Genomic DNA, 23,895 nt, shown 5'->3' with positions numbered 1-23,895 from the left:
CCCGTGACGGGGCCCAGGAATCCGTATTTCTACGACCTGCTCGGTGTACTGCGGATCCGGCGGCAGAGTTGCCGCCCTACAGCACACCTCTACACCGGACAGGTGGTCCCGATGACGGAGCAGTTCCCTTCCGCCGCCCACACCGACGACACAATCACGCGGCATCTGTGCATGGCCGCAGATGTCGAGCAGTACAGCCGGCTCGACACCCCCGGTCAGGAGGCTGTCCAGGCCGACCTGGTGTGCGTGCTGGAGGAGGCGGCGATGCTCAGTGGACTGGACCGCAGCCACTGGCAGCGGCAGCCGCAGGGCGACCAAGAGTTCGCCGTACTGCCACTGGAGACGCCGGAGCTCGTGGTGTTGGGGGGGTTCGTGCGAAATCTGGCGGTCAAACTCGGCGAACGCAACGCGAACACCGGTGAGAGCGAGCGTATGAGGCTCCGGCTGGCCATCGACTTCGGTGTGGCCCGGGCCGCCGCCCTCGGATACAGCGGTCCAGCTCCGGTCTCGGTGGCCCGGTATCTCAATGCGCCACAACTCAAGCGGGTGCTCGCAGGGGTGGAGTCGACCGATCTGGCCTTGATCGTGTCCGACCGCGTCTACCAGGACGTCGTCAGGCTCCGGGGCGAGGCCCAGAGCCTGGACCCCCTGCGGTATCTGCGCGTGCACGTGAGCCAGAAGGAGTTCAGCGGCTACGGCTGGATCCATGTACCGGAGCACACCCCGAAAGAGCTGGAGCCGCTCGTCAAGGAGTCCTCGTCCGAGCCCGGGGCACGGGTGGCCGCTCCCGCCCCCACTCATGTGGTGAAGCGGAACAAGAACGGGGTCTTCCACTTCGGCAGCGGTGACGCCGCCCGCCGTATCAACAAGAAGCACTGACCGGGACGAGGGAGAAATCGTGAGCGAGCCGACCACCCTCCTGGGCAACGACCCGGCCGAACCCCCATTGACCCCGCCTCCCGACGAGGGCGAGGCCGCCTTCGCCCGCTTGGACGCCGACGACGACCAGGCCGATCTCATCAGGCGGCTGCGGCAACAGGGACTGCCCAGCACCTTTGTCCAGGGTCCGATCAAGGGCCGGTCTGTCGCCTTCGGCAGTGGCGATTCCGCCGGAACCATCTACAAGACGACCTACTACGGGAGCGGGGGGCCGGCCGTCGACCCAGCCGACGGGCTGGTGTCGGAGGAGGAGTTCGACACACTGACTGATCGCTATGTGCGACCCGGCACCCATCAGACCCTCGTCGAGCACCTCAAGAAACACAGAGTCGCGGTGCTCCGCGGAGCTCCTGGGTCCGGCCGCTTCACCCTGGCGCGGCTCGCCCTGCGGGACATCGCGAAGGAGGGTGTTGTCGTCCTGGACGCGGAGGCGGGCCTCCGGCGGCTGCTCAAGGAGGACGGAGGGCTCCAGCCGGGCAAGGGCCATGTGATCGAGAGCGACGGCATGCGATGGGCGTCCCAGCTCCGTGCCCAGCTGCTCAACCTTCTGCGCGGAGCAACCCATGTGCGCGTGCACGGGGAGACATACGTGCGCTCCCCGTTAGTGATCATTCTCGATGACCAGGCTCCGTCGGCAGGTCTTGAGGACCACGTCATCGAACACGAGGGCGGGGAATCGGTACGGTTCAAGGTGTTCGAGCGACATCTGACGGCCCTCCTGTTCGACCGCCCCGAGGAATGCCGGAAGCTGCTGGAACACGAAGGCCTCACCGAGGATCTGCGCGGCCACCGCTCCCTGCACGAGATCGGTCTGCTCGCGGACGGGCTCGCGGGGCGGGTGCACCGCGGGGACGACATCGACGTCATCGTGTCCGGTCTCGCCACCGCGCTGCGGAGCAGGGCGGTGGAACTGCTCAAAGCACAGCCCCGGGCCGCGAACGGTGAGGACCGAAGGACGGACGTCTCCCTGTGGTCCCGCGCGTTTCTCATGGCCGGAGTCGTTCTCGACGGGATGGCACTCAGCAGGGTGAGCCGCGAGTCCCACCGGTTGGCGGAACTGCTGCACGGAGTCCGCTCGCCCAGTCTGGCTCCCGAGATGCCACTGTTCGTGGAGAGCGTCAGGGACTGGCTGGCCGGACAGGAGATGGAGTTCGTTGACCGCAAGGGGAGCCCGGTCGACGAACGCTATCCAGGCTGCCGGGTGCGGCTCCGTCCCAGGGGCCTCGGCGAGGCTGTCATGGAAGTGCTCTGGCACGACCACAGCGGAGCCCGGGGGCCGTTGCTGGAGTGGCTGGATGGGCTGGTCGACAAGGATGAGGAGGACATCCGGGTGTCGGCCGCTCAGACGGTCGGCCTGCTGGCCGCCTTCGACTGGTCGTATGTGTACGAGGAACTGCTCGTGCGCTGGGCGTCCGACAAGGGAGATCACGCCGCACGCCGGCACTTCGCCGCCGCCTGGGCCCTGGAGCGGGCCGTCGCCGACCCTCTGCTCGCCCCTCAGGTTCGGCAACTGTTGCGCCGCTGGTCCCAACAGCGCGAGTTCCAGCCCTGTGCCCAGGCCGCGTACGGCACCCGGATCGGGGCAATGTACCCCGCCGAGGCCCTGGACGGGCTGGAACTGATCGCCCAGTCCGGGATGAAGAGTGTGTGGGCCGCTGTACGGGAGATCTATGCCGCCGGGTCGCACGTCGACGTGCTGGAACGGCTGACGGCCTGGTCGGGATCGCCTCGGCACTGGCTGCGGGACGACGCCGCGAAATGCCTGCTGCGGCTCAGCCGGATCCGTGGCGAGGGTGCTGTCACCGGGTTTCTGCGGGACCCGGGAACTCGGGGTCTGCTGATGCTGCTGGTACGTCAGGTGCTGCTCAGCAAGAGCAAGGGAAACCGTCGGTGCGGCTGGAACGCGCTGAAGCGGTGGGTCGAACAGGCCCGTGACGAGGAACCCACGGGACCATCCGGGGACTCCGGATCACCGCTCCGTGAACTGGTGGCCGAATTCGCCGCCGAGGTGCCGGAGCCGGGCGAGAAGGGCGCCGATCTGCGCGAGCAGCTCCGGTTCCATCTTCGCCTCTGGTGCCACCAGTTCGGCACAGCTGAGGCAGCGGGGCTCCGTACCGGCAGCCATCAGCTAGCTGAGGACGACGCGGCCGTGGAGATCGAGGCCTTCGTGAACGACGCGTTCGACACAGAGGAGAAGCGATGACCAGCGCATCACACCGCGGGCTGTTCTCGAGACTGCGCCGGCTCTTCGGCGGCCGGCCGGACTCGTCCCCACCTTTTCCCGGCCTTCCGGTGAACGTTCCGGAGAGGATGGTCGTGCACCGTGGCTCTCTGGTGTCCTTCACGACACCGTCCAAGGGTGATGGCTACGACTTCCAGGTCAGTATCCGCTGCGACTGGTGTGCCGAGGGCCGGTTCGACGGGGAGACACTGAATCTCGCGATCGATGAGTACGAGTCCACGATGCCGCTGCTTCTCGAGGGGCTGGTCCGTGAAGTGGCGCGTGAATTCGCGCCGTTCCGTGTGGAGGCGGCGGAGCTCGCTGTGAACAAGTCTCTGAGCACGGAGATGTGTTTTGCGAACGGTTTGGTGAGTTGTCGCTCGGTCGCCCGCCTTCAGCCGGCACCGGAAGTGTTGGAATGGCAGCGCGCAGCTGCCCGGGAACTCCATGCCATCGAGCACCGCTACGCGAAGTCCGCTCTCCAGGTGCGGCTGCTGAGCCGGACTGCGGAGGAGTGGCGGGATTTTCTCGCCGAAGGTCTGGTGAATGCTCCTCAGGATGAGGACACCCTGTCCTGGTTGACCCCCTGGGCAGTGTTGCTGGCGGAGCAGCCGGACAGGGCCGCCAGTGAGGTGGGCGAGATGTTCCAGCAACGGCGCCGCCAAGTGGAGGACTTCGTCAAGCTTGTGGACAGCCAGGCGAGCCGATATCAGGCGCACGACCTCTTCGACTTCGTCGCTACGAATGAGAGGAATCTCGGACATGCGATGAGGGTGTTCGGGCTACCGCTCCCCGGGAAGCCGGAGCCGGAAGGCGTACAGCCCGGTCCGCTGCCCCCGGCCCGGGACTGACCAACTCCCCGACCGACCTCGCACCGATGAAGCCGCTGGCACACATCACGGCAGCAGTGGACGGGCCGCGAGGGAGAGACCGGCGGCCACGGCCATCAACCCGGTCCAGCCGACGCCCCGCGCGATATGGCGGTTCTTGGCCATGGCCACCTGGGCCAGGATCGGGATGAGCTGCCAAATCTCCTTGCGCTCACTGTCCTCGTCGGCCGGTGGAACGCTGCCATCGGCCGTCGCCAGCAACGGCAGGCTGAATCTGTTCGGAGCCGGCGGGGGACCCAATCGGGGACGCAGCGCCTGGATGACGCAGTGGACGGCGGGCAGGAAGGCTGTCACCTGCAACAGGAGCAGGCCCACCGCGCACCAGGCGAGAGGCCCGCCTCGCTCCCATGCGTCCCGAACGGCACTGCCTTGAGGCAGGGCGGCAGCCATCAGACCCGCCTGAACCGCGCCGAGTATGCCCGCCTTGGCATCGGCGAACTGGGCCGATGCCTGGAGCGAGGTGTAGACGGCGAGCCCTGACCGAAGACCCGCGTCCTGCGTCCCGTCCGCCACGGCGACTGCCGTGACACAGGACTCGGGGCCGTTGGCTGCAGTGGCGGCGCTGGTCATGGAAGTCCTCCTGGCACCGAGTTGGTCGGAGTCCCAGTAATGCGTACGGACCAACGTGAGAACAGTCAGAAATGTGGTTTCCACCCTTCTTGGAGAGCTTCGTGAACCCCCTGTCCCTCGTGACCCGAGCACCCGCACAGCGGATAGCCGCCTTCGCCCTGGCCCTGATCGCCCTCACGGCGGGCAGCGGCTGCAGTGCCTTCAAGGCACCTGAGACCCGGCCTTGCGGCTGGCTCGACCTCCCCGGGGACACACCCCCGGCTGGTCAGGACCGTCCCCGTATTGCTCTGCTCGTCGACGCCAGCCCGTCCACCCGGCCGGACCGGGACACCGAGCCGGACACCCTGGTGCCGGACTGGGCGGCGACGGTGCTGTCCCAGCGGGCTGCCGCCCTGCCGAAACTGGAGGGCGCAGAACTGTCCGTGGCCGCCTTCGGCGGAACCCGCGCCACCGTTGACTGGAATGTGGACCGCGTGTCGGTCCCGCCGGTAAAGGGCAACGACACCCTCAAGAAGGACCGTCGCAGCGCCCGTCGCGGCTGTCTGGAGGACCGGCTGCGAAAGCTGTCCGCGAGGGCGCCGGGCACCAGCCGCACCGATCTTCTCGGCGCGCTGGCCGCAGCCGGTGAGCGGCTCGGTCCGGGCGGAAAACGCACAATCGTCGTGGCGACCGACGGTCTGACCAACACGGGCTGCGCGGATCTGCGCTCCGCGGGCTTCGATGGCGGAGACGAGATCGAGGCCGTGGTGCGGAACTGCCGCGGAGCGGGGGAACTGCCCAATTTGACAGGCGCCGAGGTGAGCATGGTCGGCCTGGGCCGCTCCGCCCGGGGCGCGGCACCGTCGTCGCCCCAGACAGCATGGCTGACCGAGCTGTGGGAGCGGCTGTGCCGGGCAACCGGGGCCTCGTCCTGCGATGTGACGGCCACGGCCCGCACACAGCCGGCGGCACAGCGGGGTGGCTCCATCGGTGTCGGTGAACCTGCGGTGACATTCCCGGCGGTCTCCGAGCGGCCTGCCGGGCGGATCATCACGCTCACCCTGCCGGGATCTGTCCTCTTCGCCACCGACCGTGCGGAACTGTCGCCGACGGCACGGGAGGCACTGGACCGATCCGCGCGCCGGATCCGGGAGCTGGGCGCGCTGTCCGTCGCGGTGCTCGGGCACACCGACTCGCGCGGAAGCGAGGAACAGGGCGAGCGGCTCTCCCTGGCCCGTGCCCAAGCCGTCCGGCTGGCGCTGCAGGACCGGGGGATCACGGTCGCCAGTGCTCGCGGCTACTCCGACGAACGCCCCAAGTGCCACCCGGAGTACCTCGACGGCCTGCCGCAGCACTCGGCGATGGCCTGCAACCGGCGCGTGGAGATCAACGTGACCCTGCGTCGCCGCTGACCGCTTGAGCTGCCACCACCTGTGCGGAACTTCAGAGAAGGATGTAGACCATGCCCCTGAACCACCGGGGAGACCCCTGCCACCACGGCTGCGGATGCGATATCCGGGACCTGGTGAACAGCGCTGAGCACAGCCCGGGGCGCGACCCGGAGCACTTGGACAACGGCGAAATGCGGATGCTGCTGCGCGCCGCACGCGAAGTCGCCGAACTCGTCGGCCGGAACCGTGATCAGCTGGCCGGTGCCAGGGCTCGCACGATCGGCACCCATGCGAGGGCTGAGCAGGCCGTCCAGTCCCTGGCGCGCTTCGAGGCCACCGCTTCCCTGCGGGCGGCGCGGACCGCCCAGGAGAAGATCGAGGCACGGCACGCCGAGGACGGGGCGCACGACCGGCGCCGTCGCGAACTGTGGATACGCCTCATGCGCTGGCCGGTGATCGCAGCCATGGCCTTGTTCGACGCGTGGTACTTCATGCAGGTCTTCCGCTATCTGACCAGCAGCGAGGAGACTGTCTCGCCGGTCGACCAGATCGTCTCCTTCCTGCCAGGGGCAGTGCTGGCCCTCGCTCTGGTGCTCTCCGGACACGCGGTCGCGGCACCCCTGCACCGGCTGCGGGAGTGGCTGCGCACGCTGCGTGAGCGACGCCTCGGACTCGCACTCTCCATCTCGCTCGTCGCGCCCACCCTCTATCTTGCCGCCGTACTGCTCACCGTGGCGGTATGGGCCCTGCTGCGAGCCAGGGACACCGGACTGGACACCTCGGAGGTCGAGGGTTCCCGGTACGAACCCGGCTGGGTCGCGCTGCTCATGCTGGTCCTGGCGCTCACCGCCGTGGCGATCAAGGTCATCGCCCACAACCCGTACGCGGACAGTGCCGCCGAGGCCCGCCGCGCGCTGCGCCGGTCCCGGCTGGCCTACGCTGTTCTGGTGCGCCGGGCCGGGAGCGCCCTGAAGGACCACGAGCGGTCATGGAGCGATCTGTGCGCGCTGCGGGACGAATTGGCCTCGCATGTACGTCTGGAGAGCATGCGTGTCTGGGAGGCAGCCATCCTCACAGCCCGTATGGTGCACGGTCAGGCCGGGCATATCCCGCCCGAGCCGCAGGCGCTGCCGGGTGCCGCTGACACCCATGACTCGGTCGGTGTCTGGCCCGCCCCGCTCTTCTCCGGAGTGGTCGAACCCCCGCCGGAGCTGGGCCCTTTGATCGAGGCTCACCGTATCGCCGAGGTGTGTGCCCCGCATGGGCTGCGGTCCCACCGGGCTGAGCTGATCAGCCGGCTCGACCGCCAGCTCTGTCCGGTGTGACGGACATGTGGCCCAGTCGGCCCGGATCGGCGCGCAGTGAATGGCGCGGGACGGCGACGGTGTGCGGGGCGAATATGCGCGCGGGGACAGCGACGAATGAAGGAACAGGTGCTGTGGTTCAAGAGTCTCCCGGTGGCGGAGTCCGTGCGAACAGGAGTCGTTGTCCGCAAGACGCCGACCGGGCCGTTCTGCCTGGCACCATGCGGCTGCGGGTGCGCGGGCTGCGCTACGGGAACGCGGCGTTCGTCGACGAGGTCTGCCAGTGACCACGCTCGGGCTGCCGCTCCTCGGTTATGGCCTTGATTGCTGAACGGCGGCGAGTGGTTACGGACATGGCAGTCGTGCGGCTGTCATGTCCGAAGCACGCACCCCGACCCCGATGCGGCCTGACCGACTGTGGATCGTGGTCGGCACTCTGGCATCGGTCCGCAACGGGAAGGTCGGCGTGGCCTGCGCAACTATGCTCGGAGCACAATGCCACCCACTGCGGCCGATTACCCATAATGGCTTAACTCGTCCAATAAATTGCCAAAATATCCATTTACGACACGCCTTGCCCCTGCCTGTACGTCTCCAGTAACCGCCGTAAAGGGCACACCAGGGCCAGCACGTTTCCGCGCACCTCGTCGTCCCGTGAGTTCGACGCAGGATTCGAGCCCTTCGCCTGTCGCCACCTGTCGCCGTCCTCAGTGCAATCTCGGCGAGCCGGAGTACGCGCCCCGGTCACGAGCACCCGGTACCCCGACCACCGCATCCGCCGGCGGCGCCGCCCGCGCGGAGGGCGGCCGTGGCGGCACCGGTCACGGTGTGTCCTCCGCGTACATCATGTGCTCCCAGTCGGTGACGGCGGCGCAGAAACGGGCCCACTCGTCCGACTTGCAGGCGAGATGGAGAGCGGCGATCTCCTCGGTCAGCCCGCCTCTGACCACAGCGTCACCGGCGAAGGCCGTCAGGGCTTCACCGAGGTTCATCGGCAGTCCGGGAAACCGGAGCCCGGGTTCCTCGGCGGTGGACTGCGGCGGCCCGGGGTCGATCCGGTTCTCCAGGCCGTCGGCGATGACGGCGAGCAGGGCGGCGTGGGAGAGATAGGGGTTGACCATGGCATCAGGGAGTTTGAACTCCAGCCGTCCGTTGGCGGACAGGCGTACGGTGCAGGTCTTGTCGTCCATGCCCCAGTCGATGTCCCCGGGGGCGAAGAGACCCGCGTCCCAGTAGCGCTTGTAGGAGTTGACGGTGGATCCCATGACGGCCATGGTGCCCGCGGCATGCGCCAGGATGCCGCCGAGGGCATGCCGTCCGGTCTCGGAGAGATGCAGTTCGCGGCGGCCGGACTCCGCCAGCACGTTCTCCGTGCCGCGCCACAGGCTGAGGTTGTGATGACAGCCGTTGCCCATCACCCCGATGGCGGGCTTGGGCATGAAACTGGCGGTGATGCCCAGCTCGCGGGCGACCTGCCGGCAGATCTGCCGGAAGGTGATGAGCCGGTCGGCGGTCAGCTCGGCCCGGTCGTACATCCAGTTCAGTTCGAGCTGACCGGGGTCCTCGTAGTCGCCCTCGATCATGTCGAGTCCGAGCGCCCTGCCATAGGTGATCACTTTCTGGTAGACGGGCCTGTTGCGCTCCAGCATTTCGACCCGGTACGCCGGACTGGCATCGGGGCGGTGGGACGCTTCCAGGCCGGGCCCCGTCCACGTCGTCTCGGGCTCGCAGCCCGAGCGGAGAACGAGTCCGGTGTTCTCGGTGAACTCCCGGTGCCGCCGGATGAGGTTGCCGCGCACATCTGCGGCGAAGGGCTCGCCACCGCGCTCGGGATGGTGCGCGGGCTCATAGAGACGGCAGAAGAACCGGCCGACACTGGTGTCCCAGGGCAGTACCGCGAAGGTGTCGAGATCGGGCAGGGCGGTGAACTCGGACGCCCGTGCGCCACCGCCGAGGAGGGTGCCGCTCCGGTCGGTCTGGAAGTCGGCGACGACGGCACGGTGCATCTGAACCCCGCGCTCCAGATTGCGGAGCAGGTGTACGGCGGGTACCACCTTGCCGACGGCCCGGCCGCCGAGCGTCACGGACTGATAATAGAGATACTCGACACCGGCCTCGGTGATCCGTTTGCGCACGGCGTCCACCGCGTCATGGTCGGTGTTCCGCTCACGATGGGTGTCGAGCGCGGTGGTGTTCGGGCTTGGGGCGGTCATGCGGACACCTCGGAGTGGTCGTACGGCCAGGACGGGGAGAACAGAAACGGCGGAGGTGGCGGGAAGAGCGGCCGGCACGGGTTGCGCCCCGCCGCCCCGGTCCGGTTCCGCCGGACGGCGCGCGGGGAGAGCGGACCCGGTCAGGACGTGGGGGTGAAGGTGAGGGGAAGCCGTACGGAACCGGTGTTGCCGGAGTCGGGAAGCCATTCGGCGCCTTCGGCGATCCGGGGATCGCGCAGGCGCCGGGCGAGCACCGGCAGGGCCTCGGCCATGTCACCGCGGGCGACGAAGTGACCGAGGCAGTGGTGGACCCCGCCGCCGAAACCGAAGTGCGGTGCGCGCTCGGCGGTGATGTCGAAGGAGTACGGACCGTGGACGCGGGGGTCGGTACCGGCGGACTCGTTCCACAGATGGATGGTGGTCCCGGCGGAGATGTCCACACCCTGGAAGGTGAAGTCCTCAAGGGCCTCGCGGGTGACCCAGCGGACGGTCGGATTGACACGCATCACTTCCTCCACCGCTCGCGCGGCCAGTTCGGGCCGCTCGGCGAGGAGTCGCCACTGGTCGGGGTGGCGGATGAAGGACTGAAGGGCCAGACCGAGCTGGTTGCGGGTGGTGTCGAAGCCCCCGAAGATCAGCAGGACCAGTCCGTCGCGCAGTTCGCCGCCGTCGAGCCGGTCGCTGTCCCGGCTGACGCGGACCAGGTGGGAGACGAAGTCGTCGCGTTCCCGGCGCCGGCGGTCGGCGATGATTTCGTCGGCGTAGGCGTGGAGCGCGGCGAGGGCGTGTTCGATCCGGTCGAGATCCTGACGGATGGTCACCCCCAGGGCCAGTCCCAGAACGGCGGACGCACGCGCGATGGTGGGCCACTCCGACTCCGGGAGGCCGAACAGAGTGGTGATCACCCGGGCCGCGTAGGGCTCGGCGAAATCCGAGACGAACTCGCATGAGCCGCTCCCGGCGAAGGTGTCGGTGAGCTCGGTGGCGAGGGACCGGAATCGGGGTAACAGGGCGGTGGTGAGCCGGGCGGAGAAGGCCGGGTTCATCAGCCGCCGAAGTCTGCGGTGTTCCTCGCCCTCCTTGTTGAGGATCCAGCTCGCCCACCAGTCGGCGAAGGGGCCCTCGGTCACGCCGTTGTGCGCGGGCCAGGCCACGCTGCCCTGACGGAGGAGAGGGTGCTTGAGCAGTGCCTCCATCTCCGCGTGGCGCAGCACGGCCAGTCCGTAACCGGTCCGGGCGTACCAGGACTTCTCGCGCGCCTGGTGCACCGCGGCGGAGGTGATCGAGAAGCCCGGGTCGGCGACATCGAACCAGGGCACGTCGTCCATCGGGGTGGTGCCCGCCATGGGGCCCTCCGGCTCTAGGGGCGTGTCGTGAGAGCCATAGATTCGGGAACGGCACCGGGTAAGTCAAGTACCGGCAAAGCGATCCAGCCGGAGAACCCCTCTTCCCCGGCCGTCCGAAGCCACACCGCGGCCGGAGACCCTTCTGGCACACACCGCGTCCTGGCCGGCACCGAGCGACCACACGTGCACCACCGGCACCCGCGGCCACATACCGGGCCGTCGGCCGGGCGGTCGCCGAGCCAGGACCTCCGAGATCCGGAGTGGAGTACGCCCACCCGCACGACGGGCCCGCCCGCCGGACCTGTCACCTGGAGTCCGCCTCGACAGGACACCCCGCACTCTGATCGTCGGTGTCATCCAGGAGGACACGGACCTCCCGGTCAGGGTTGTCACCGCCCCGGAGGACCGGTCCCCCGGCGGCGGCTGAGCCGAACGGTGACCGAGGCCGTCCGGCGGCCGATACGAGGCGGGGCATGGGCGGCTCGGCCGCCCAGGCCACACAAGGCATCGAGGGGATTCGGATCGGCAGGAGTCCAGCCACGGCGACACCGCCTGTGTCAGGCACAGAGCATCCGTCCGCAGGACACCTTCGACAACGGGGAGCGTCGCCCGCGAGCTTTCCGCGTCGAGCCACTTGAAGTCCTCGACCGTCCCGTTGAACGCCACCGGCACGTCCGCGTCTCCCCACCCGGATGCCGGGCGCCGGCTCGGACTTGCGGCCTGGATGTCGAACACCACCGCCCGCAGGGGCCCGACCCGCGCCGGCCGCCGCGCGCTCCCCACTCCTCGCTGCCCTCTCTGTAGGGCTTTGACGGCGGTTCCTACCCCCGGTACGTCTCCAGCAGCCGCAACCACACCTCACTGATCGTCGGATACGCCGGAACCGCGTGCCACAGCCGCTCGATCGGCACCTCGCCGACCACCGCCACCGTCGCCGAGTGGAGGAGTTCGCCCACCCCCGGCCCGATGAAGGTGGCGCCCAGCAGCACCTCGCGGTCGAGGTCGACGATCATGCGGGCCCGGCCCCGGTAGCCGTCGGTGTAGAGGCCGGCGCCGGCGACCGAGGCGAGGTCGTAGTCGACGGCGCGGACGCGCCGGCCGGTGGACTCGGCTTCGGCGAGGGAGAGGCCGACGGCCGCCGCCTCGGGGTTGGTGAAGATCACCTGGGGGACGGCGGCGCGGTCCGCGGTGGCCGTGTGGGCGCCCCAGGGGTCGGTTTCCAGCAGGGGGACTCCCTGGGCGCGGGCCGTGATGGCCGCCGCCGCGATGCGGGCCTGGTATTTGCCCTGGTGCGTGAGGAGAGCGCGGTGGTTGACGTCGCCGACGCCGTACAGCCAGTCGCTGCCCTCCACCCGGCAGCTGTCGTCGACCCGGAGCCACGAGCCGGGCTCCAGGCCCACCGTCTCCAGGCCGATGCCCTCGGTGCGCGGGGCCCGGCCGGTGGCGTAGAGGAGTTCGTCGGCCTCGATGCGTTCGCCGTTGTCCAGGACCAGGGTGACGGGGCCGTGGCCGTCGGTGCGCTCCACGGCGGTGACCTCGGTGTTCAGCAGGACACGGGTACCCGACTCGGTCAGGGTGTCCGCGATCTGTTCGCCGACGAAGGGTTCCATCCGGGGGAGCAGGCCCTCACCCCGGACCACCAGGGTGACCTGCGAGCCGAGGCCCTGCCAGGCCGTGGCCATCTCGACGCCGACCACTCCCCCGCCGACCACGGCCAGCCGTGCCGGGACCGTGCGCGCGCTGGTGGCCTCCCGGCTGGTCCACGCCCTGGCGCCGCGCAGTCCGGGCACCTCGGGCAGGACGGCGCGGCTGCCGGTGCAGACGGCCACCGCGTGCCGGGCGGTCAGGATGTGGTGCTCGCCCTCGGGGCCGTCCACGACGACCTTCTTCGGGCCGTGCAGGCTGCCCCGGCCCCGGTAGAGCCGCGCGCCGGTGGAGTCGAGCCAGGTGACCTGGCCATCGTCCTTCCAGTGGGAGGTGTACTCGTCCCGGTGGGCCAGCACGGCCGCCGCGTCGAGCGGGGCCTCGGCGGCGCGGCTCAGGCCGGGGGTGTGGCGGGCGTCGGTGCGGGCGATCACCGGGCGCAGCAGCGCCTTGCTGGGCATGCAGGCCCAGTACGAACACTCGCCGCCGACCAGTTCGCTCTCGACCACGGCCACGCTCAGACCGGCGGCCCGGACCCGGTCCGCCACGTTCTCCCCGGTGGGGCCGGCGCCCACCACCACAACATCGAACTCCACTGCATCGGTCATGGGGACAGTCTGGTCCCGGGTGTGCGCTCCGGCCACATGGGCAGGGGCAGGAATAGCACCGTCCCCGGCACCGTTGTGGGGGGCGAGTCCACCGGACAGTCTTCGAGAGGTAACACGTCATGAGCACTGTTGAGCTCACCAAGGAGAACTTCGATCAGGTCGTTTCCGAGAACGACTTCGTTCTGATCGACTTCTGGGCTTCTTGGTGCGGCCCGTGCCGGCAGTTCGCACCTGTGTACGAGGGTGCCGCCGAGCGCCATCCCGACCTGGTCTTCGCGAAGGTCGACACCGAGGCCCAGCAGGAGCTGGCCGCCGCCTTCGAGATCCAGTCCATTCCGACGCTGATGATCGTCCGCGAGAACGTCGCGGTGTTCGCCCAGCCGGGGGCGCTGCCGGAGGCGGTGCTGGAGGATGTGATCGGCCAGGCCCGGGGGCTGGACATGGACGAGGTACGGGCGTCGATCAAGGCCGCCGAGGCCGCCGCCGGGAACGGCGAGGCGCCCCAGCAGGGCTGAGCGGCCCGAGCGGGCGCGGGCGGGCGTCAGCCGAGAGGGGCGTCCACCACGCGTGCCGAGAGGCCGTAGTCGAGTTCGGCCCCGTCGACCAGCAGCGCCTCCACGGTGCGGGTCACGGGGTCGATATCGGCCACCAGACCGTGGCCCGCATAGCGCGGATAGCCGCTGGCCCCGGTCTCGCCGGTCGCCTCCACCACGGCGGAGCGGATGGCCTCCGCGGCCGGGGCGGCGCCCTCCCGGCCCGCCACGTGCTCGGGCACCAGCAGGATCTCGAAACGCCGCGGGGTTCTTGCACTCATGTGAGCGACGGTAGGCATGGGCGGACGCCACCGCATCCCGGCGTGCTCCGCCACCGTATCCCGGCGTGATCCCGCCGCCCGGCGTCCGGCACCTCAGCTGGAGTCGCGGTGCACCGCCCTGGCTCCCATGAGGTCGCGGAGTTCCGGCGCCTCCGCGGGGTCACGGACCACCCGGTCGACCAGTTCGGCCAGAAGCCTGCCGGTGACCATGTCGATGTGCACCGTACTCAGCCGGGGCCGCAGCAGCCGGCCCAGCAGCAGGTCGTCGGCGCCCATCACCGCGGTTTCGTCCGGGATGCCGATCCCCTCGTCCTGGAGGGCCCGCATCAGCAGCATGGCGTAATCGTCGTTGTACGCGTAGACGGCGTCCAGCCCGCGCCGGCGCCAGCCGCGGGCGAGCGCGGTCGCCGATTCCACGTCGTAGGAGAGCGGCAGCGGCTCGATCCGCGCCCCGGTCGCCGCGGCGACCCGGCGGGCACCCTCGATCCGGGGCTCGGCGAAGAGCTCCATACCCGGTTCGCGGGGCATCACCACACCGATCGATCTGCGTCCGCGCTGCACCAGATGGGTGACCGCGCAGCCGCCGACCGCGCTCTGGTCCATGACGAGTGAGTGGGCGCCCTCCACCCGCCGGGGGGCGAGGGTGATGACCGCCCTGGCCCCGGAGCGCTTGAGCATGGCGACTCCGGACGGGGTGAGGCCGACCTCACCGAGCGACACGACCGCCACGGGGCGCAGTTCGGCCCATGCCCGGACCGCCTCGTCGCCGTCGAGGCCGAGGCTGCCGTACTGCACCACGGTGTAGTCGAGCCGGCGCAGCGCCCACTGGAGTTCCTTGAAGAACTGGTGGTGGAGGGGCCCGACCGGGAAGGTGACGGCGGGCAGCAGCACCATCCTGGTGTGTCCGGCGCGCAGGCTGCGGGCCGCCGCGTGGGGTACGTAGCCCAACTCCTCGGCCGCCTCGCGCACCCGCCGGCGGGTGGGCTCGCTGATGCGCACGGACGAGGTGTTGTTGAGGACGTACGAGACGGTGGCCCGCGAGACCCCGGCCAACCGGGCGACATCGGCGCTGGTGGGGACGGAGCGTTCGGCGGGTTGATTGGTTGACTGGCTCATCGCCCTGGGAATCCTTCCAGAACGCGCGCGGGCGCCGTCCGCTGGTTGGCCGGATTCGGATGCCCCTGTTCCCGCGATCTTCCGCACGGCATGCTGGAGCCGGCAGAGCGTTCCAGCGGAAGGGTGCCGACGTGCGGCTGCACACCACCACATGGGGCGAGGGTGACCGCCTCGCCCTGCTCATTCACGGGATCATGGCCGATCACCGCACCTGGCGGCGGGTGGGTCCGGCACTCGCGGAGCGGGGATACCGGGTCCTGGCGGTCGATCTGCGCGGCCACGGGGTGAGCGGCCGGGCGAGTTCGTACACCGCGCGGGACCATGCCCGGGATGTCGTGGAGACACTCCCCGCCGGTGCGGAGCTGGCGATGGGGCACTCGCTGGGCGGGCTGGTGCTCTCGCTCGCGGTGCGTGAGCTGGCGCCCGCGCGGGCGGTCTATGTGGACCCGGCCTGGCGTCTGGCCCAGGGTCCGGACGGCTTCCGGCCCGAACGCTTCACCAGGGCCAAGCAGCTGACCCGGGCCATGGTCCGGTCGGTGAATCCGCGGTGGACCGACGAGGATCTCGATGCCGAGATGGCCGCCCTCGAACTCTGGGACGAGTCGACGGCGTACGGGCTGGCGGAGCTCACCGGCCGGGATCTGCTGCCGGCCGCGCCGGTGGTCCCCTCGCTGGTGCCCCTCGCCGATCCCAGCACGCTGGTCCCCGCCGAACGCGCCGCGCTGCTGCGCGGCCGCGGATTCGAGGTGCGCACGGTCGCGGGCACCGGGCACTGCGTCCACCGCGACGACTTCGACGGATTCATGGCGTCGCTGGAGGGGTGGATACACCCCGGGACCGGCGGCGGCACGGGATCGCCGGGCCCGGCGGACACGGCTGGTGCGATCGACACGGCTGGTGCGATCGACGCGGCGGGGCCCGCGGATCCGGTGGGGCCCGTGGGCTGAAACGCCGTTACCGTGAGGCGATGACGTTCCTCTCCCGCCTTCTCGACCTCCTCGGCGTCGGGTCCGGCCGCCCCGCGACCACCGTGCCCCGGGCCACGACGGCGCGCGGGCCCGCCGCGCCCGGCCGGGGCGGTGCCACGGCCACCACCGAGGCCGATCCGTCCCGGGTGGGACGGGTCCGCACCTCGTACGCACCGGACCGCGACGGTGCCCCGGATCCCGGCGAGATCGTCTGGACCTGGGTGCCGTTCGAGGAGAACGACGGGCGGGGCAAGGACCGGCCGGTGCTGGTGGTCGCCCGGGAGGCCGGGGGCACTCTGCTGGCCGTACAGCTCTCCAGCAAACGGCACGACCGGGACCGTGAATGGGTGCCGATCGGGGTGGGGCCGTGGGACCGGGAGCGGCGCGAGTCCTGGGTGGATCTCGACCGGGTGCTGCGCGTGCACGGCGGCGGGGTGCGCCGGGAGGCGTGTGCGCTGGACCGGGCGCGCTTCGACCGGGTGGTCCAGCGGCTCCGGGAGCGTTACGGCTGGGTCTGACCGCCCCCGGACGACGTCCCCGGCCGCCCGCCGGTCCGGCGTCGCGCATCGGATTCCGCGCCGGTCAGCCCAGCGCCGATACCGTCCGCGAGCTGCGGCGGAGAACACCGCCGGGGCATCCGGCGGGGCCGGCGGAGCGAAGGGGCGCCCTTGTGCGGACCGGCGCGCGTGGCTTTAGGTTGACGGAGTGCTTCGCACAGCCATGCGGAAGGGATGTCGAACATGCGTCCACCCGAAACGGACGGCCACGGCCGGCCCATAGCGGAAGCGGAAGCGGAGGATCTGCTGCGATGTATCTGCTTCAAGAACGGCCCGCCCACCACGGTCGGCGTGGAGTTGGAATGGCTCGTTCATGAACGGCACGACCCCCGTCGGCCCGTCCCGGCCGACCGTCTCGAAGCCGCCCACGATCAGGTGCGCGAACTGCCGCTGACCTCGGCACTGACCTTTGAACCGGGTGGCCAGCTGGAGCTGAGTTCCGCTCCCGCCGCCTCGCTGATGGAGTGCGTGAACTCCGTCGCCGCCGATCTGGACACCGTGCGCGCCGCGCTCACTCCCTCGGGTCTGACCCTCAGCGGATTCGGCATCGATCCCTGGCAGCCCCCGCGCCGCATGCTCCGCGAACCCCGCTATGACGCCATGGAGGCGTATCTGGACCGTACCGGTCCGGCCGGGCGGGTCATGATGTGCAGCTCCGCGTCGATCCAGGTCTGTCTGGACGCGGGCGAGCGGGAGCCCGGGCCGCTCGGCGCGGGCCGGCGCTGGCGGCTGGCGCATCTGCTGGGTGCGGTGCTCACCGCCGCGTTCGCCAATTCGCCGGCGCGGGAGGGGCGCTGGACGGGCTGGCGGTCGACCCGGCAGGCCGTCTGGGCGCAACTGGACCGGGTACGGCCGATCGCACCGCCGCTGGACCGCGAGCCGAGAGCGGCCTGGGCCGCCCACGCGCTGGACGCCCCGGTGATGTTCATCCGCACGGAGCAGGGTCCGTGGGAGAGCCCGGACGGGCTCACCTTCCGCCAGTGGATGCGCTCCGGCGGTCCCCGGCCGCCGACCCGGCGGGATCTCGACCACCATCTGACCACGCTCTTCCCGCCGGTACGGCCGCGCGGCCATCTCGAACTGCGCATGATCGACGCGCAGCCCGGGGACGACGGCTGGATGGTGCCGCTGGCGGTGACGGCCGCGCTGTTCGACGACCCCGAGGCGACCGAGACGGTGTACCGGCTGGTCAAGCCGCTGGCGGAGTACGCGGGTCCGGATCCCGCGCCGCGCAATCCGCTCTGGCTCGCCGCCGCCCGGCTGGGACTCGCCGATCCGGAGCTGCATGCCGCCGCGATCGGCTGCTTCACCGCGGCGCTGGAGGCACTGCCCCGGGTCGGCGCGTCGGACGCCCTGTGCGCCGCGGTCGCCGGCTTCCACGAACGCCATGTCCTGCCGGGGCGATGCCCCGCCGACGATCTGCTCATCCCCGCGCTCGGACGGAATCCGGGCGCGCTCGGGAAGGAGTCCTGCGCATGACCGACGACTCCATGGCGGACGGCCCCGGCACCGCCGATACCCCGTCAGGCGAAACCCCCGCGGCCGGGAAGGCCGGGACCGGCGGCCACCCGGCCGGGGAGCCCGCGCCCGCGGAGCTGCGGCAGCGCGCACTCGACGCCCTGACCACGGCACGGGCCCGTACCGCGGTCCTCACCGACTGTGTCGACGACCGGGATCTGACCGCCCAGCACTCCCCGCTGATGTCCCCGCTGGTCTGGGATCTCGCCCATATCGGCAATCAGGAGGAGCAGTGGCTGCTGCGCACGGTCGGCGGCCGGCCGGCGCTGCGCCCCGAGATCGACTCGGTGTACGACGCCTTCGAGCATCCCCGCGCGGCGCGGCCGGCGCTGCCGCTGCTCCCGCCGGCCGAGGCCCGGCTGTACGCCCATGAGGTGCGCGGCCGGGTGCTGGACATTCTCGACCGCGCCGCCTTCGAGGGCGGCGGCCCGCTGACCGACTCCGCGTTCGCCTTCGGGATGATCGCCCAGCATGAACAGCAGCACGACGAGACCATGCTCATCACCCATCAGCTGCGGAAGGGACCCGCCGCGCTGACCGCTCCCGCCCCGCCCGCCGACGGCGCCGGGGAGAAGCTGCCGCCCGAGGTGCTGGTGCCGGGCGGGGCGTTCACCATGGGCACCTCGGCCGAACCCTGGGCGCTGGACAATGAGCGGCCCGCGCACCGGCGGGAGGTGCCGGCCTTCCGTCTCGACACCGTGCCGGTGACCTGCGGCGCGTATCTGGCCTTCATCGAGGACGGCGGATACCGCGACCCCCGCTGGTGGGCCGGCGAGGGCTTCGAGCAGATCCGCCGGCATGAGATCGGCGCCCCGCTCTTCTGGCGGCAGGAGGGCGGCCAGTGGCTGCGCCGCCGGTTCGGGGTGACCGAACCGGTGCCCTTGGACGAGCCCGTACTGCATGTGAGCTGGTACGAGGCCGACGCGTACGCCCGCTGGGCGGGGCGGCGGCTGCCGACCGAGGCGGAGTGGGAGAAGGCCGCCCGGCACGATCCGGCGACCGGCCGCTCGCGCCGCTTCCCCTGGGGCGACGGCGATCCGACGCCCGGACGGGCCAATCTGGGGCAGCGTCATCTGCGCCCGGCCCCGGCGGGGAGTTACCGCGAGGGTGCCTCGCCGCTCGGCATCCGGCAGCTGATCGGTGATGTGTGGGAGTGGACCGCGAGTGATTTCCTGCCCTATCCGGGCTTCGCGGCCTTCCCCTACCGGGAGTACTCCGAGGTCTTCTTCGGCAGCGACCACAAGGTGCTGCGCGGTGGTTCCTTCGGGGTGGACGAGGTGGCCTGCCGGGGCACCTTCCGCAACTGGGACCTGCCGGTGCGCCGGCAGATCTTCGCCGGGTTCCGCACCGCGCGGGACGCCGCTCCGGGCGAAGGGGGCGGCTGATGTGCCGGCATCTCGCCTATCTCGGCCCGCCCCTCGCGCTGGGCGAACTGCTCACCGCGCCGGCTCACGCGCTGCTGCGGCAGTCCTGGGCGCCGCGCCGGCAGCGGTACGGGACCGTCAACGCGGACGGTTTCGGGGTCGGCTGGTACGCGGACGGCGATCCCCTTCCCGCGCGCTACCGGCGCGCGGTCCCCATCTGGGGCGATCTCTCCTTCGCCGATCTCGCCCGAGTGGTCCGCAGCGGCGCGCTGCTGGCCGCGGTGCGCGACGCGACCGAGCCGGGGGCGGACGGGGAGGCCGCGGCGGCGCCGTTCGCCGCCGGGCCCTGGCTGTTCAGCCACAACGGCTCGGTCCCGGGCTGGCCGGGGTCGCTGACCCCGGCGGCGGCGACCCTGCCCCCGGCGGAACTCCTCGCCCTGGAGGCGCGCTGTGACAGCGCGCTGCTCTGGGCGCTGGTGGCGTACCGGCTGAAAGCCGGTGACGAGCCGGGGCAGGCGCTGGCGGACACGGTGCGCGAGGTGGCGGAGGCGGCGCCGGGCGCCCGGCTGAATTTCCTTCTCACCGACGGGGCCACGATCGCCGCCACGGCCTGGGGCGACTCCCTCTGGTATCTCTCGGACGCGGTTCCGGAGACCGTCCCGGAGCACCGGCCGGCCACCGCTGTCACCGCTGTCACCGCCTCTGACACTGCCCTGTCCGCCTCCGGGTCCGCCGTCCCGTACGGCCGCGGGGTCGTCGTGGCCTCCGAGCCGTATGACGACGATCCGCGCTGGCGCGAGGTCCCCGACCGCACTCTGCTGGTCGCCGGCCGTGCCGATGTTCTCCTGTCCCCGCTCAAGGAGCCACCTCTGTGAGCCCGTTCCGACTGACCCGCACCCTGCCCGAGGACGCCACCGGCGCCGCCCTGCGCGCCGATGTGCTCCACGGACTGACCCGTACCCCCAAGGAACTCCCGCCCAAGTGGTTCTACGACGCCCGGGGCAGCGAGCTCTTCGAGGAGATCACCCGGCTGCCGGAGTACTACCCGACCCGGGCCGAACGGGAGATCCTGATCGACCGCGCTGCGGAGATCGCCGCCGCGACCGGGGCCCGCACGCTCGTGGAGCTGGGCTCGGGCTCCTCGGAGAAGACCCGGCATCTGCTCCGCGCGCTGGACGACCGGTCCACGCTGGAGAGCTATGTCCCGGTGGATGTGAGCGAGAGCGCGCTGACGGGTGCCGCCGAGGCGCTGCTCACCGAGTACCCGGCGCTCCGGATCCATGCCCTGATCGCCGATTTCACCCGGGAGATCACCCTGCCGGAGACTCCGGGGCCCCGGCTGGTCGCCTTCCTCGGCGGGACCGTCGGCAATCTGCTGCCCGCGGAACGCACCCGTTTCCTGCACGCGGTCAGGGGGCTGCTGGAGCCCGGGGACGCGCTGCTGCTGGGCACCGATCTGGTGAAGGAGGAGGACGTACTCGTACGGGCGTATGACGACGCGGCCGGAGTAACGGCGGAATTCAACCGGAATGTACTCAATGTTCTGGCCCGGGAGCTGGACGCCGATGTGGATCCCGGCGACTTCGACCATGTGGCGCTCTGGGACCGGGAGCGGGAGTGGATCGAGATGCGGCTGCGCGCGCGTACCGCGGTGACCGTGAAGATTCCCGAACTGGATCTGGTGGTGCCCTTCGATGAGGGCGAGGAGCTGCGGACGGAGGTGTCGGCGAAATTCCGCCGCGAGGGCGTGTACGCCGAGCTGACGGACGCCGGTCTGACACCCGCCGAGTGGTGGACGGACCGGGCGGGACGGTTCGCCCTGTCCCTGGCGACCGTCACCGGCTGAGCGCCGCCGGGACGGGGGGGGAAGCCGGGACAGGGAGGGAAGGGCGGAGGCGAAGAGGGGGGCCGGGGCGAGGAGAAGGGCCGGGGCAGAGGGAAGGGCCGGGGCCCGCACAGCCCCGGCCCGTGACCGGCGACCCGGGCGTGCACAGCGCCCGGGTCACTCGGCGGTGACCCTTCAATGTCCCGGATGCCCCGAATGCCGGACCGGAGTCGCCGTCTCCCGCACAGAGACGGCGGCCCGGCCCGCACTCGGCGCGGCCCGGTCTCCGGTCAGCCCGGCGACAGCAGGGTGGTGATCCGGTCGGACGCCTCCCGCGCCGCGCGCGCGGGGTCGCCGCCCTGGAGCACCTTGCTCATGAAGGGCTTGATCGGGTTGTCGACCTCGACATTGGCCCACTGGGGGGAGTTGGGCGATGCCTGACTGCCCTTGGCGACGGCGCCGGCCGCCATGGCGGCCGTGGCCTCCTGGCCCTGGATGACGGCGGCCAGTGACTCCTTGTTGGGCACATAGCTCATCGTCTTGGCGAGGTCGGTCTGCCAGCGCTCGCTGGCCAGCGCCTTGACGACCTCGACCGCGTCGCTGCGCCGCTTCGCCTTCTCCGGGATGATCAGGTCGGAGCCGCCGGTGAAGACGGCACTGGGCTTGGCGGCGGTCTTGCCGGGGACGGAGAAGTAGCCGAGCTTGCCCTTGAGCTGCGGGTTGGCCTTCTCGATGACGCCCGCGGCGGCGGGAATGTCGATCAGCTGGGCGACATTGCCCTTGGCGAACTCACCGGTCTGCGGCGGGGTCCGCTCGTCCGCGTCCTTGGGGCCCTTGCCCAGCGCCTGGAGCTTCTTGTAGTAGTCCATACCGCGCAGGGCCTCCTTGGTGTGGAGCATGCCCTCCCAGCTGCCGGCGCGCTCGACGGCGAGATCGCCGCCGTCCTCCCAGACGAAGCCCGCCAGGGTGTACCAGTCCTGGCCGGGCAGATAGATGCCCTGGGTGCCGCCGGTGTTGAGCTCCTCGGTCATCTCCAGCCACTGCGCGCGGGTCTTCGGCAGCTTGGTGATGCCCGCGTCGGCGAAGATGTCCTTGTTGTAGATGACGACCCGGTTGGCGGCGTACCAGGGTATGCCGTACTGCGAGCCGTTGATGTTGCCGGGGGCCTTGAGGCCCTCCAGCCACTCGTCGCTGCCCAGGTCCCGCACGGATTCCAGGGTGAGGTCCATCAGTCCGTCGCTCTCGGCGTACTGGCTGACCTGGGTGTTGCCGACCTCGATGATGTCGGGGGTGTTCTTCCCATCGAGCGCGGCGTTCACCTTCTTCCCGATACCGGTCCACTCCTGGAAGCTGATCTCCAGCTCGACCGCCGGATGTTCCTTCTCGTACTCCGCGGTGAAGCGGTCGAGGAACTCGTCGGAGACGCTGTCCTTCATCAGCCAGATCTGCACGGTGCGCGTTTCGGACCCGGTGCCGGGAACGAGCCCACATCCGGTGGTGAGCGCGGCGACACACGCCAGCGCGATGGATGGTGGGAGAGGGCGGATTTTCACAGCGTTCACCTTCGAGGGCGTGGAAACGTGAACCCGATGGGGGGAAGCGCGCTCCAGGCTCGCACGGGTGTGGCTGGATTTTGGTATGTACCAAAGTGCCGGTCAAGCCCTATACCGACGCCTCGCGCACCGCCTCATGGTGGTGCACGGTGGAGAGCGTGTGGAGAGAGTGTAGCGAGAGGAGTACGACGGCATGACCAATCACACTTATCGAGTCACTGAGATTGTCGGCACATCTCCCGATGGAGTGGATCAAGCCATTCGGAACGGGATCAGCAGAGCGGGCCGAACTCTGCGCGGACTGGACTGGTTCGAGGTGACCCAGGTGCGCGGCCGGATCGCCGACGGGCGGATCGAGCACTACCAGGTGGGGCTGAAGGTGGGCTTCCGGCTGGACGACGAGGACTGACCCGCGACCGGGCGGGGTCCGCGACCGGCGGGCGGGAAGAGGCGGTACGGGGGTGGCGGACGTCACCCCGCGCGGGGACGCCCCCGCCTCCGCGGCCGCGAGGGCCGGGGGATGTCCGCAGGTCAGGTCCGGCCCTCGCGCTCCTGCGCGTCCCGCATCGCCGCACCGACGGCCTCGGCTCCCCAGTGCGCCCGCACCACGCGGAAGCCGGCCCGCTCGGCCTCGGCGCAGACCAGTTCGTCGTCGTCGACCAGCATCCGGATGCCGCGGGTCCGGCTCAGCCGGCGCAGGACCGCCAATTTGGTGACCCGGGCGGGGCGCCGGTCGTCATTGCGGCGCATGAGGAGTTCGCCCTCCGGCAGCTCCTGATCCGCCAGCCATGCGAGGGTGTCGTTTCGGCAACGCTCGGGTCTGCCGGTCAGATAGACGATGTCGCACTCCACCGCGGATTCACGGCACAGGGCGACCCCCGGCGGGAGCGGCGGGTCCTGCGGAGCCGCGGCGAAGAAAGCATTCCAGTCGCGTGGCCGCCGGTCGAGAAAGCGCTGCCGGTGTGCGGTGTCCGCGAGTGTTCCGTCAAGGTCGAATATGGCCAATGGCCTTTTGCCTCGTGTCACACCACCAGCCTAGGCCGTGTCCGCGAAGTCCACTTCACCGGAATCATCC

At 70.5% G+C, this 23,895-nt stretch carries 21 protein-coding genes; 13 read left to right on the top strand and 8 right to left on the bottom strand.

The features are described 5' to 3' along the window. Positions 1 to 3 precede the first annotated feature (3 nt). The 3 genes from AAFN69_RS08100 to AAFN69_RS08090 are packed head-to-tail and all read left to right on the top strand — an operon-like array spanning position 4 to position 4,011. Positions 4 to 879 carry a hypothetical protein gene (locus AAFN69_RS08100; protein WP_347727641.1) on the top strand — a complete coding sequence of 292 codons (876 nt, stop codon included), beginning with the start codon at positions 4 to 6 and terminating at the stop codon, positions 877 to 879. A gap of 19 nt (positions 880 to 898) precedes the next feature. Then, positions 899 to 3,142: a hypothetical protein gene (locus tag AAFN69_RS08095; protein ID WP_347727640.1), complete on the top strand. Its 2,244-nt coding sequence runs from the start codon at positions 899 to 901 to the stop codon at positions 3,140 to 3,142. Beyond that, positions 3,139 to 4,011: a hypothetical protein gene (locus AAFN69_RS08090; RefSeq protein ID WP_347727639.1), complete on the top strand. Its 873-nt coding sequence runs from the start codon at positions 3,139 to 3,141 to the stop codon at positions 4,009 to 4,011. Before AAFN69_RS08095 ends, AAFN69_RS08090 begins: the two co-directional genes overlap by 4 nt. 45 nt (positions 4,012 to 4,056) lie before the next feature. On the opposite strand, the gene AAFN69_RS08085 is transcribed toward AAFN69_RS08090, so the two are convergent. Continuing rightward, positions 4,057 to 4,620 carry a hypothetical protein gene (locus tag AAFN69_RS08085; RefSeq protein WP_347727638.1) on the bottom strand — a complete coding sequence of 188 codons (564 nt, stop codon included), beginning with the start codon at positions 4,618 to 4,620 and terminating at the stop codon, positions 4,057 to 4,059. Positions 4,621 to 4,739: 119 nt separating this feature from the next. Here AAFN69_RS08085 and AAFN69_RS08080 point away from each other — a divergent pair, with 119 nt between their 5' ends. Together AAFN69_RS08080 and AAFN69_RS08075 are read left to right on the top strand one after the other, a co-directional pair. Continuing rightward, a complete protein-coding gene (locus tag AAFN69_RS08080) occupies positions 4,740 to 6,011 on the top strand; it encodes an OmpA family protein (protein ID WP_347727637.1) in 1,272 nt (423 codons plus the stop codon). 50 nt (positions 6,012 to 6,061) lie between these two features. Continuing rightward, entirely contained in the window at positions 6,062 to 7,315 is a 1,254-nt protein-coding gene (locus AAFN69_RS08075; RefSeq protein WP_347727636.1) for a hypothetical protein, read from the top strand. An 800-nt stretch (positions 7,316 to 8,115) separates the two neighbouring features. Here the strand turns inward: AAFN69_RS08075 and AAFN69_RS08070 are convergent. The 3 genes from AAFN69_RS08070 to AAFN69_RS08060 form a co-directional block, all read right to left on the bottom strand. Next, positions 8,116 to 9,507 carry a glutamine synthetase gene (locus AAFN69_RS08070; RefSeq protein WP_347727635.1) on the bottom strand — a complete coding sequence of 464 codons (1,392 nt, stop codon included), beginning with the start codon at positions 9,505 to 9,507 and terminating at the stop codon, positions 8,116 to 8,118. Between the two features lie 140 nt (positions 9,508 to 9,647). Beyond that, complete coding sequence (locus tag AAFN69_RS08065; RefSeq protein WP_347727634.1) at positions 9,648 to 10,853, bottom strand: cytochrome P450; 1,206 nt, start codon at positions 10,851 to 10,853, stop codon at positions 9,648 to 9,650. Between the two features lie 821 nt (positions 10,854 to 11,674). Further along, positions 11,675 to 13,105, bottom strand: a complete 1,431-nt coding sequence (locus tag AAFN69_RS08060) for an NAD(P)/FAD-dependent oxidoreductase (RefSeq protein ID WP_347727633.1) — start codon at positions 13,103 to 13,105, stop codon at positions 11,675 to 11,677. A gap of 119 nt (positions 13,106 to 13,224) precedes the next feature. Between AAFN69_RS08060 and trxA the strand changes: the two genes are divergently transcribed. Further along, positions 13,225 to 13,620, top strand: a complete 396-nt coding sequence (gene trxA, locus AAFN69_RS08055; RefSeq protein WP_347727632.1) for a thioredoxin — start codon at positions 13,225 to 13,227, stop codon at positions 13,618 to 13,620. A 26-nt stretch (positions 13,621 to 13,646) separates the two neighbouring features. On the opposite strand, the gene AAFN69_RS08050 is transcribed toward trxA, so the two are convergent. Both AAFN69_RS08050 and AAFN69_RS08045 read right to left on the bottom strand, forming a co-directional pair. Beyond that, positions 13,647 to 13,919, bottom strand: coding sequence for a hypothetical protein (locus tag AAFN69_RS08050; RefSeq protein WP_347727631.1), 273 nt, complete (start codon positions 13,917 to 13,919; stop codon positions 13,647 to 13,649). 93 nt (positions 13,920 to 14,012) lie between these two features. Next, on the bottom strand, positions 14,013 to 15,035 hold the full coding sequence (locus tag AAFN69_RS08045; RefSeq protein WP_347727630.1) for a LacI family DNA-binding transcriptional regulator: 1,023 nt from the start codon (positions 15,033 to 15,035) through the stop codon (positions 14,013 to 14,015). 131 nt (positions 15,036 to 15,166) lie between these two features. Between AAFN69_RS08045 and AAFN69_RS08040 the strand changes: the two genes are divergently transcribed. The 6 genes from AAFN69_RS08040 to egtD all read left to right on the top strand — a co-directional run bounded on the left by AAFN69_RS08040 (position 15,167) and on the right by egtD (position 21,288). Further along, complete coding sequence (locus AAFN69_RS08040; RefSeq protein ID WP_347727629.1) at positions 15,167 to 15,982, top strand: alpha/beta fold hydrolase; 816 nt, start codon at positions 15,167 to 15,169, stop codon at positions 15,980 to 15,982. A 20-nt stretch (positions 15,983 to 16,002) separates the two neighbouring features. Further along, positions 16,003 to 16,521 (top strand): type II toxin-antitoxin system PemK/MazF family toxin, encoded by a 519-nt coding sequence (locus tag AAFN69_RS08035; RefSeq protein ID WP_347727628.1) that lies wholly within the window; start codon positions 16,003 to 16,005, stop codon positions 16,519 to 16,521. 222 nt (positions 16,522 to 16,743) lie between these two features. Then, positions 16,744 to 18,039, top strand: coding sequence for an ergothioneine biosynthesis glutamate--cysteine ligase EgtA (egtA, locus tag AAFN69_RS08030; RefSeq protein ID WP_347727627.1), 1,296 nt, complete (start codon positions 16,744 to 16,746; stop codon positions 18,037 to 18,039). Then, a complete protein-coding gene (gene egtB / locus AAFN69_RS08025; RefSeq protein ID WP_347727626.1) occupies positions 18,036 to 19,463 on the top strand; it encodes an ergothioneine biosynthesis protein EgtB in 1,428 nt (475 codons plus the stop codon). Before egtA ends, egtB begins: the two co-directional genes overlap by 4 nt. After that, a complete protein-coding gene (egtC, locus tag AAFN69_RS08020) occupies positions 19,463 to 20,317 on the top strand; it encodes an ergothioneine biosynthesis protein EgtC (RefSeq protein ID WP_347727625.1) in 855 nt (284 codons plus the stop codon). The genes egtB and egtC overlap by 1 nt, the downstream gene beginning before the upstream one ends. Then, positions 20,314 to 21,288 (top strand): L-histidine N(alpha)-methyltransferase, encoded by a 975-nt coding sequence (gene egtD / locus AAFN69_RS08015; RefSeq protein ID WP_347727624.1) that lies wholly within the window; start codon positions 20,314 to 20,316, stop codon positions 21,286 to 21,288. Before egtC ends, egtD begins: the two co-directional genes overlap by 4 nt. A 269-nt stretch (positions 21,289 to 21,557) precedes the next feature. Here the strand turns inward: egtD and AAFN69_RS08010 are convergent, their stop codons facing one another. Beyond that, positions 21,558 to 22,820: an extracellular solute-binding protein gene (locus AAFN69_RS08010; RefSeq protein WP_347727623.1), complete on the bottom strand. Its 1,263-nt coding sequence runs from the start codon at positions 22,818 to 22,820 to the stop codon at positions 21,558 to 21,560. A 193-nt stretch (positions 22,821 to 23,013) separates the two neighbouring features. On the opposite strand from AAFN69_RS08010, the gene AAFN69_RS08005 reads away from it, so the two are divergent. Further along, positions 23,014 to 23,229 (top strand): dodecin, encoded by a 216-nt coding sequence (locus AAFN69_RS08005; RefSeq protein ID WP_347727622.1) that lies wholly within the window; start codon positions 23,014 to 23,016, stop codon positions 23,227 to 23,229. Positions 23,230 to 23,351: 122 nt separating this feature from the next. On the opposite strand, the gene AAFN69_RS08000 is transcribed toward AAFN69_RS08005, so the two are convergent. Beyond that, positions 23,352 to 23,846 carry a hypothetical protein gene (locus AAFN69_RS08000; protein WP_347727621.1) on the bottom strand — a complete coding sequence of 165 codons (495 nt, stop codon included), beginning with the start codon at positions 23,844 to 23,846 and terminating at the stop codon, positions 23,352 to 23,354. Between the last annotated feature and the right edge of the window lie 49 nt (positions 23,847 to 23,895).

It is taken from the genome of Streptomyces sp. CAU 1734, assembly GCF_039888735.1.
Classification (GTDB): Bacteria; Actinomycetota; Actinomycetes; order Streptomycetales; family Streptomycetaceae; genus Streptomyces.
Note: the sequence above shows the minus strand (reverse complement) of the source record. Positions and strands in the feature narration are given on the sequence as shown.

Coding starts and splice junctions, on each gene's coding strand:
- AAFN69_RS08065 (WP_347727634.1), bottom strand. CDS start 10,853: ATGGCGGGCACCACCCCGATGGACGACGTGCCCTGGTTCGATGTCGCC.
- egtC (WP_347727625.1), top strand. CDS start 19,463: ATGTGCCGGCATCTCGCCTATCTCGGCCCGCCCCTCGCGCTGGGCGAA.
- AAFN69_RS08060 (WP_347727633.1), bottom strand. CDS start 13,105: ATGACCGATGCAGTGGAGTTCGATGTTGTGGTGGTGGGCGCCGGCCCC.
- AAFN69_RS08035 (WP_347727628.1), top strand. CDS start 16,003: ATGACGTTCCTCTCCCGCCTTCTCGACCTCCTCGGCGTCGGGTCCGGC.
- AAFN69_RS08075 (WP_347727636.1), top strand. CDS start 6,062: ATGCCCCTGAACCACCGGGGAGACCCCTGCCACCACGGCTGCGGATGC.
- AAFN69_RS08045 (WP_347727630.1), bottom strand. CDS start 15,035: ATGAGCCAGTCAACCAATCAACCCGCCGAACGCTCCGTCCCCACCAGC.
- trxA (WP_347727632.1), top strand. CDS start 13,225: ATGAGCACTGTTGAGCTCACCAAGGAGAACTTCGATCAGGTCGTTTCC.
- AAFN69_RS08085 (WP_347727638.1), bottom strand. CDS start 4,620: ATGACCAGCGCCGCCACTGCAGCCAACGGCCCCGAGTCCTGTGTCACG.
- AAFN69_RS08050 (WP_347727631.1), bottom strand. CDS start 13,919: ATGAGTGCAAGAACCCCGCGGCGTTTCGAGATCCTGCTGGTGCCCGAG.
- egtA (WP_347727627.1), top strand. CDS start 16,744: ATGCGTCCACCCGAAACGGACGGCCACGGCCGGCCCATAGCGGAAGCG.
- AAFN69_RS08090 (WP_347727639.1), top strand. CDS start 3,139: ATGACCAGCGCATCACACCGCGGGCTGTTCTCGAGACTGCGCCGGCTC.
- AAFN69_RS08005 (WP_347727622.1), top strand. CDS start 23,014: ATGACCAATCACACTTATCGAGTCACTGAGATTGTCGGCACATCTCCC.
- egtB (WP_347727626.1), top strand. CDS start 18,036: ATGACCGACGACTCCATGGCGGACGGCCCCGGCACCGCCGATACCCCG.
- AAFN69_RS08070 (WP_347727635.1), bottom strand. CDS start 9,507: ATGACCGCCCCAAGCCCGAACACCACCGCGCTCGACACCCATCGTGAG.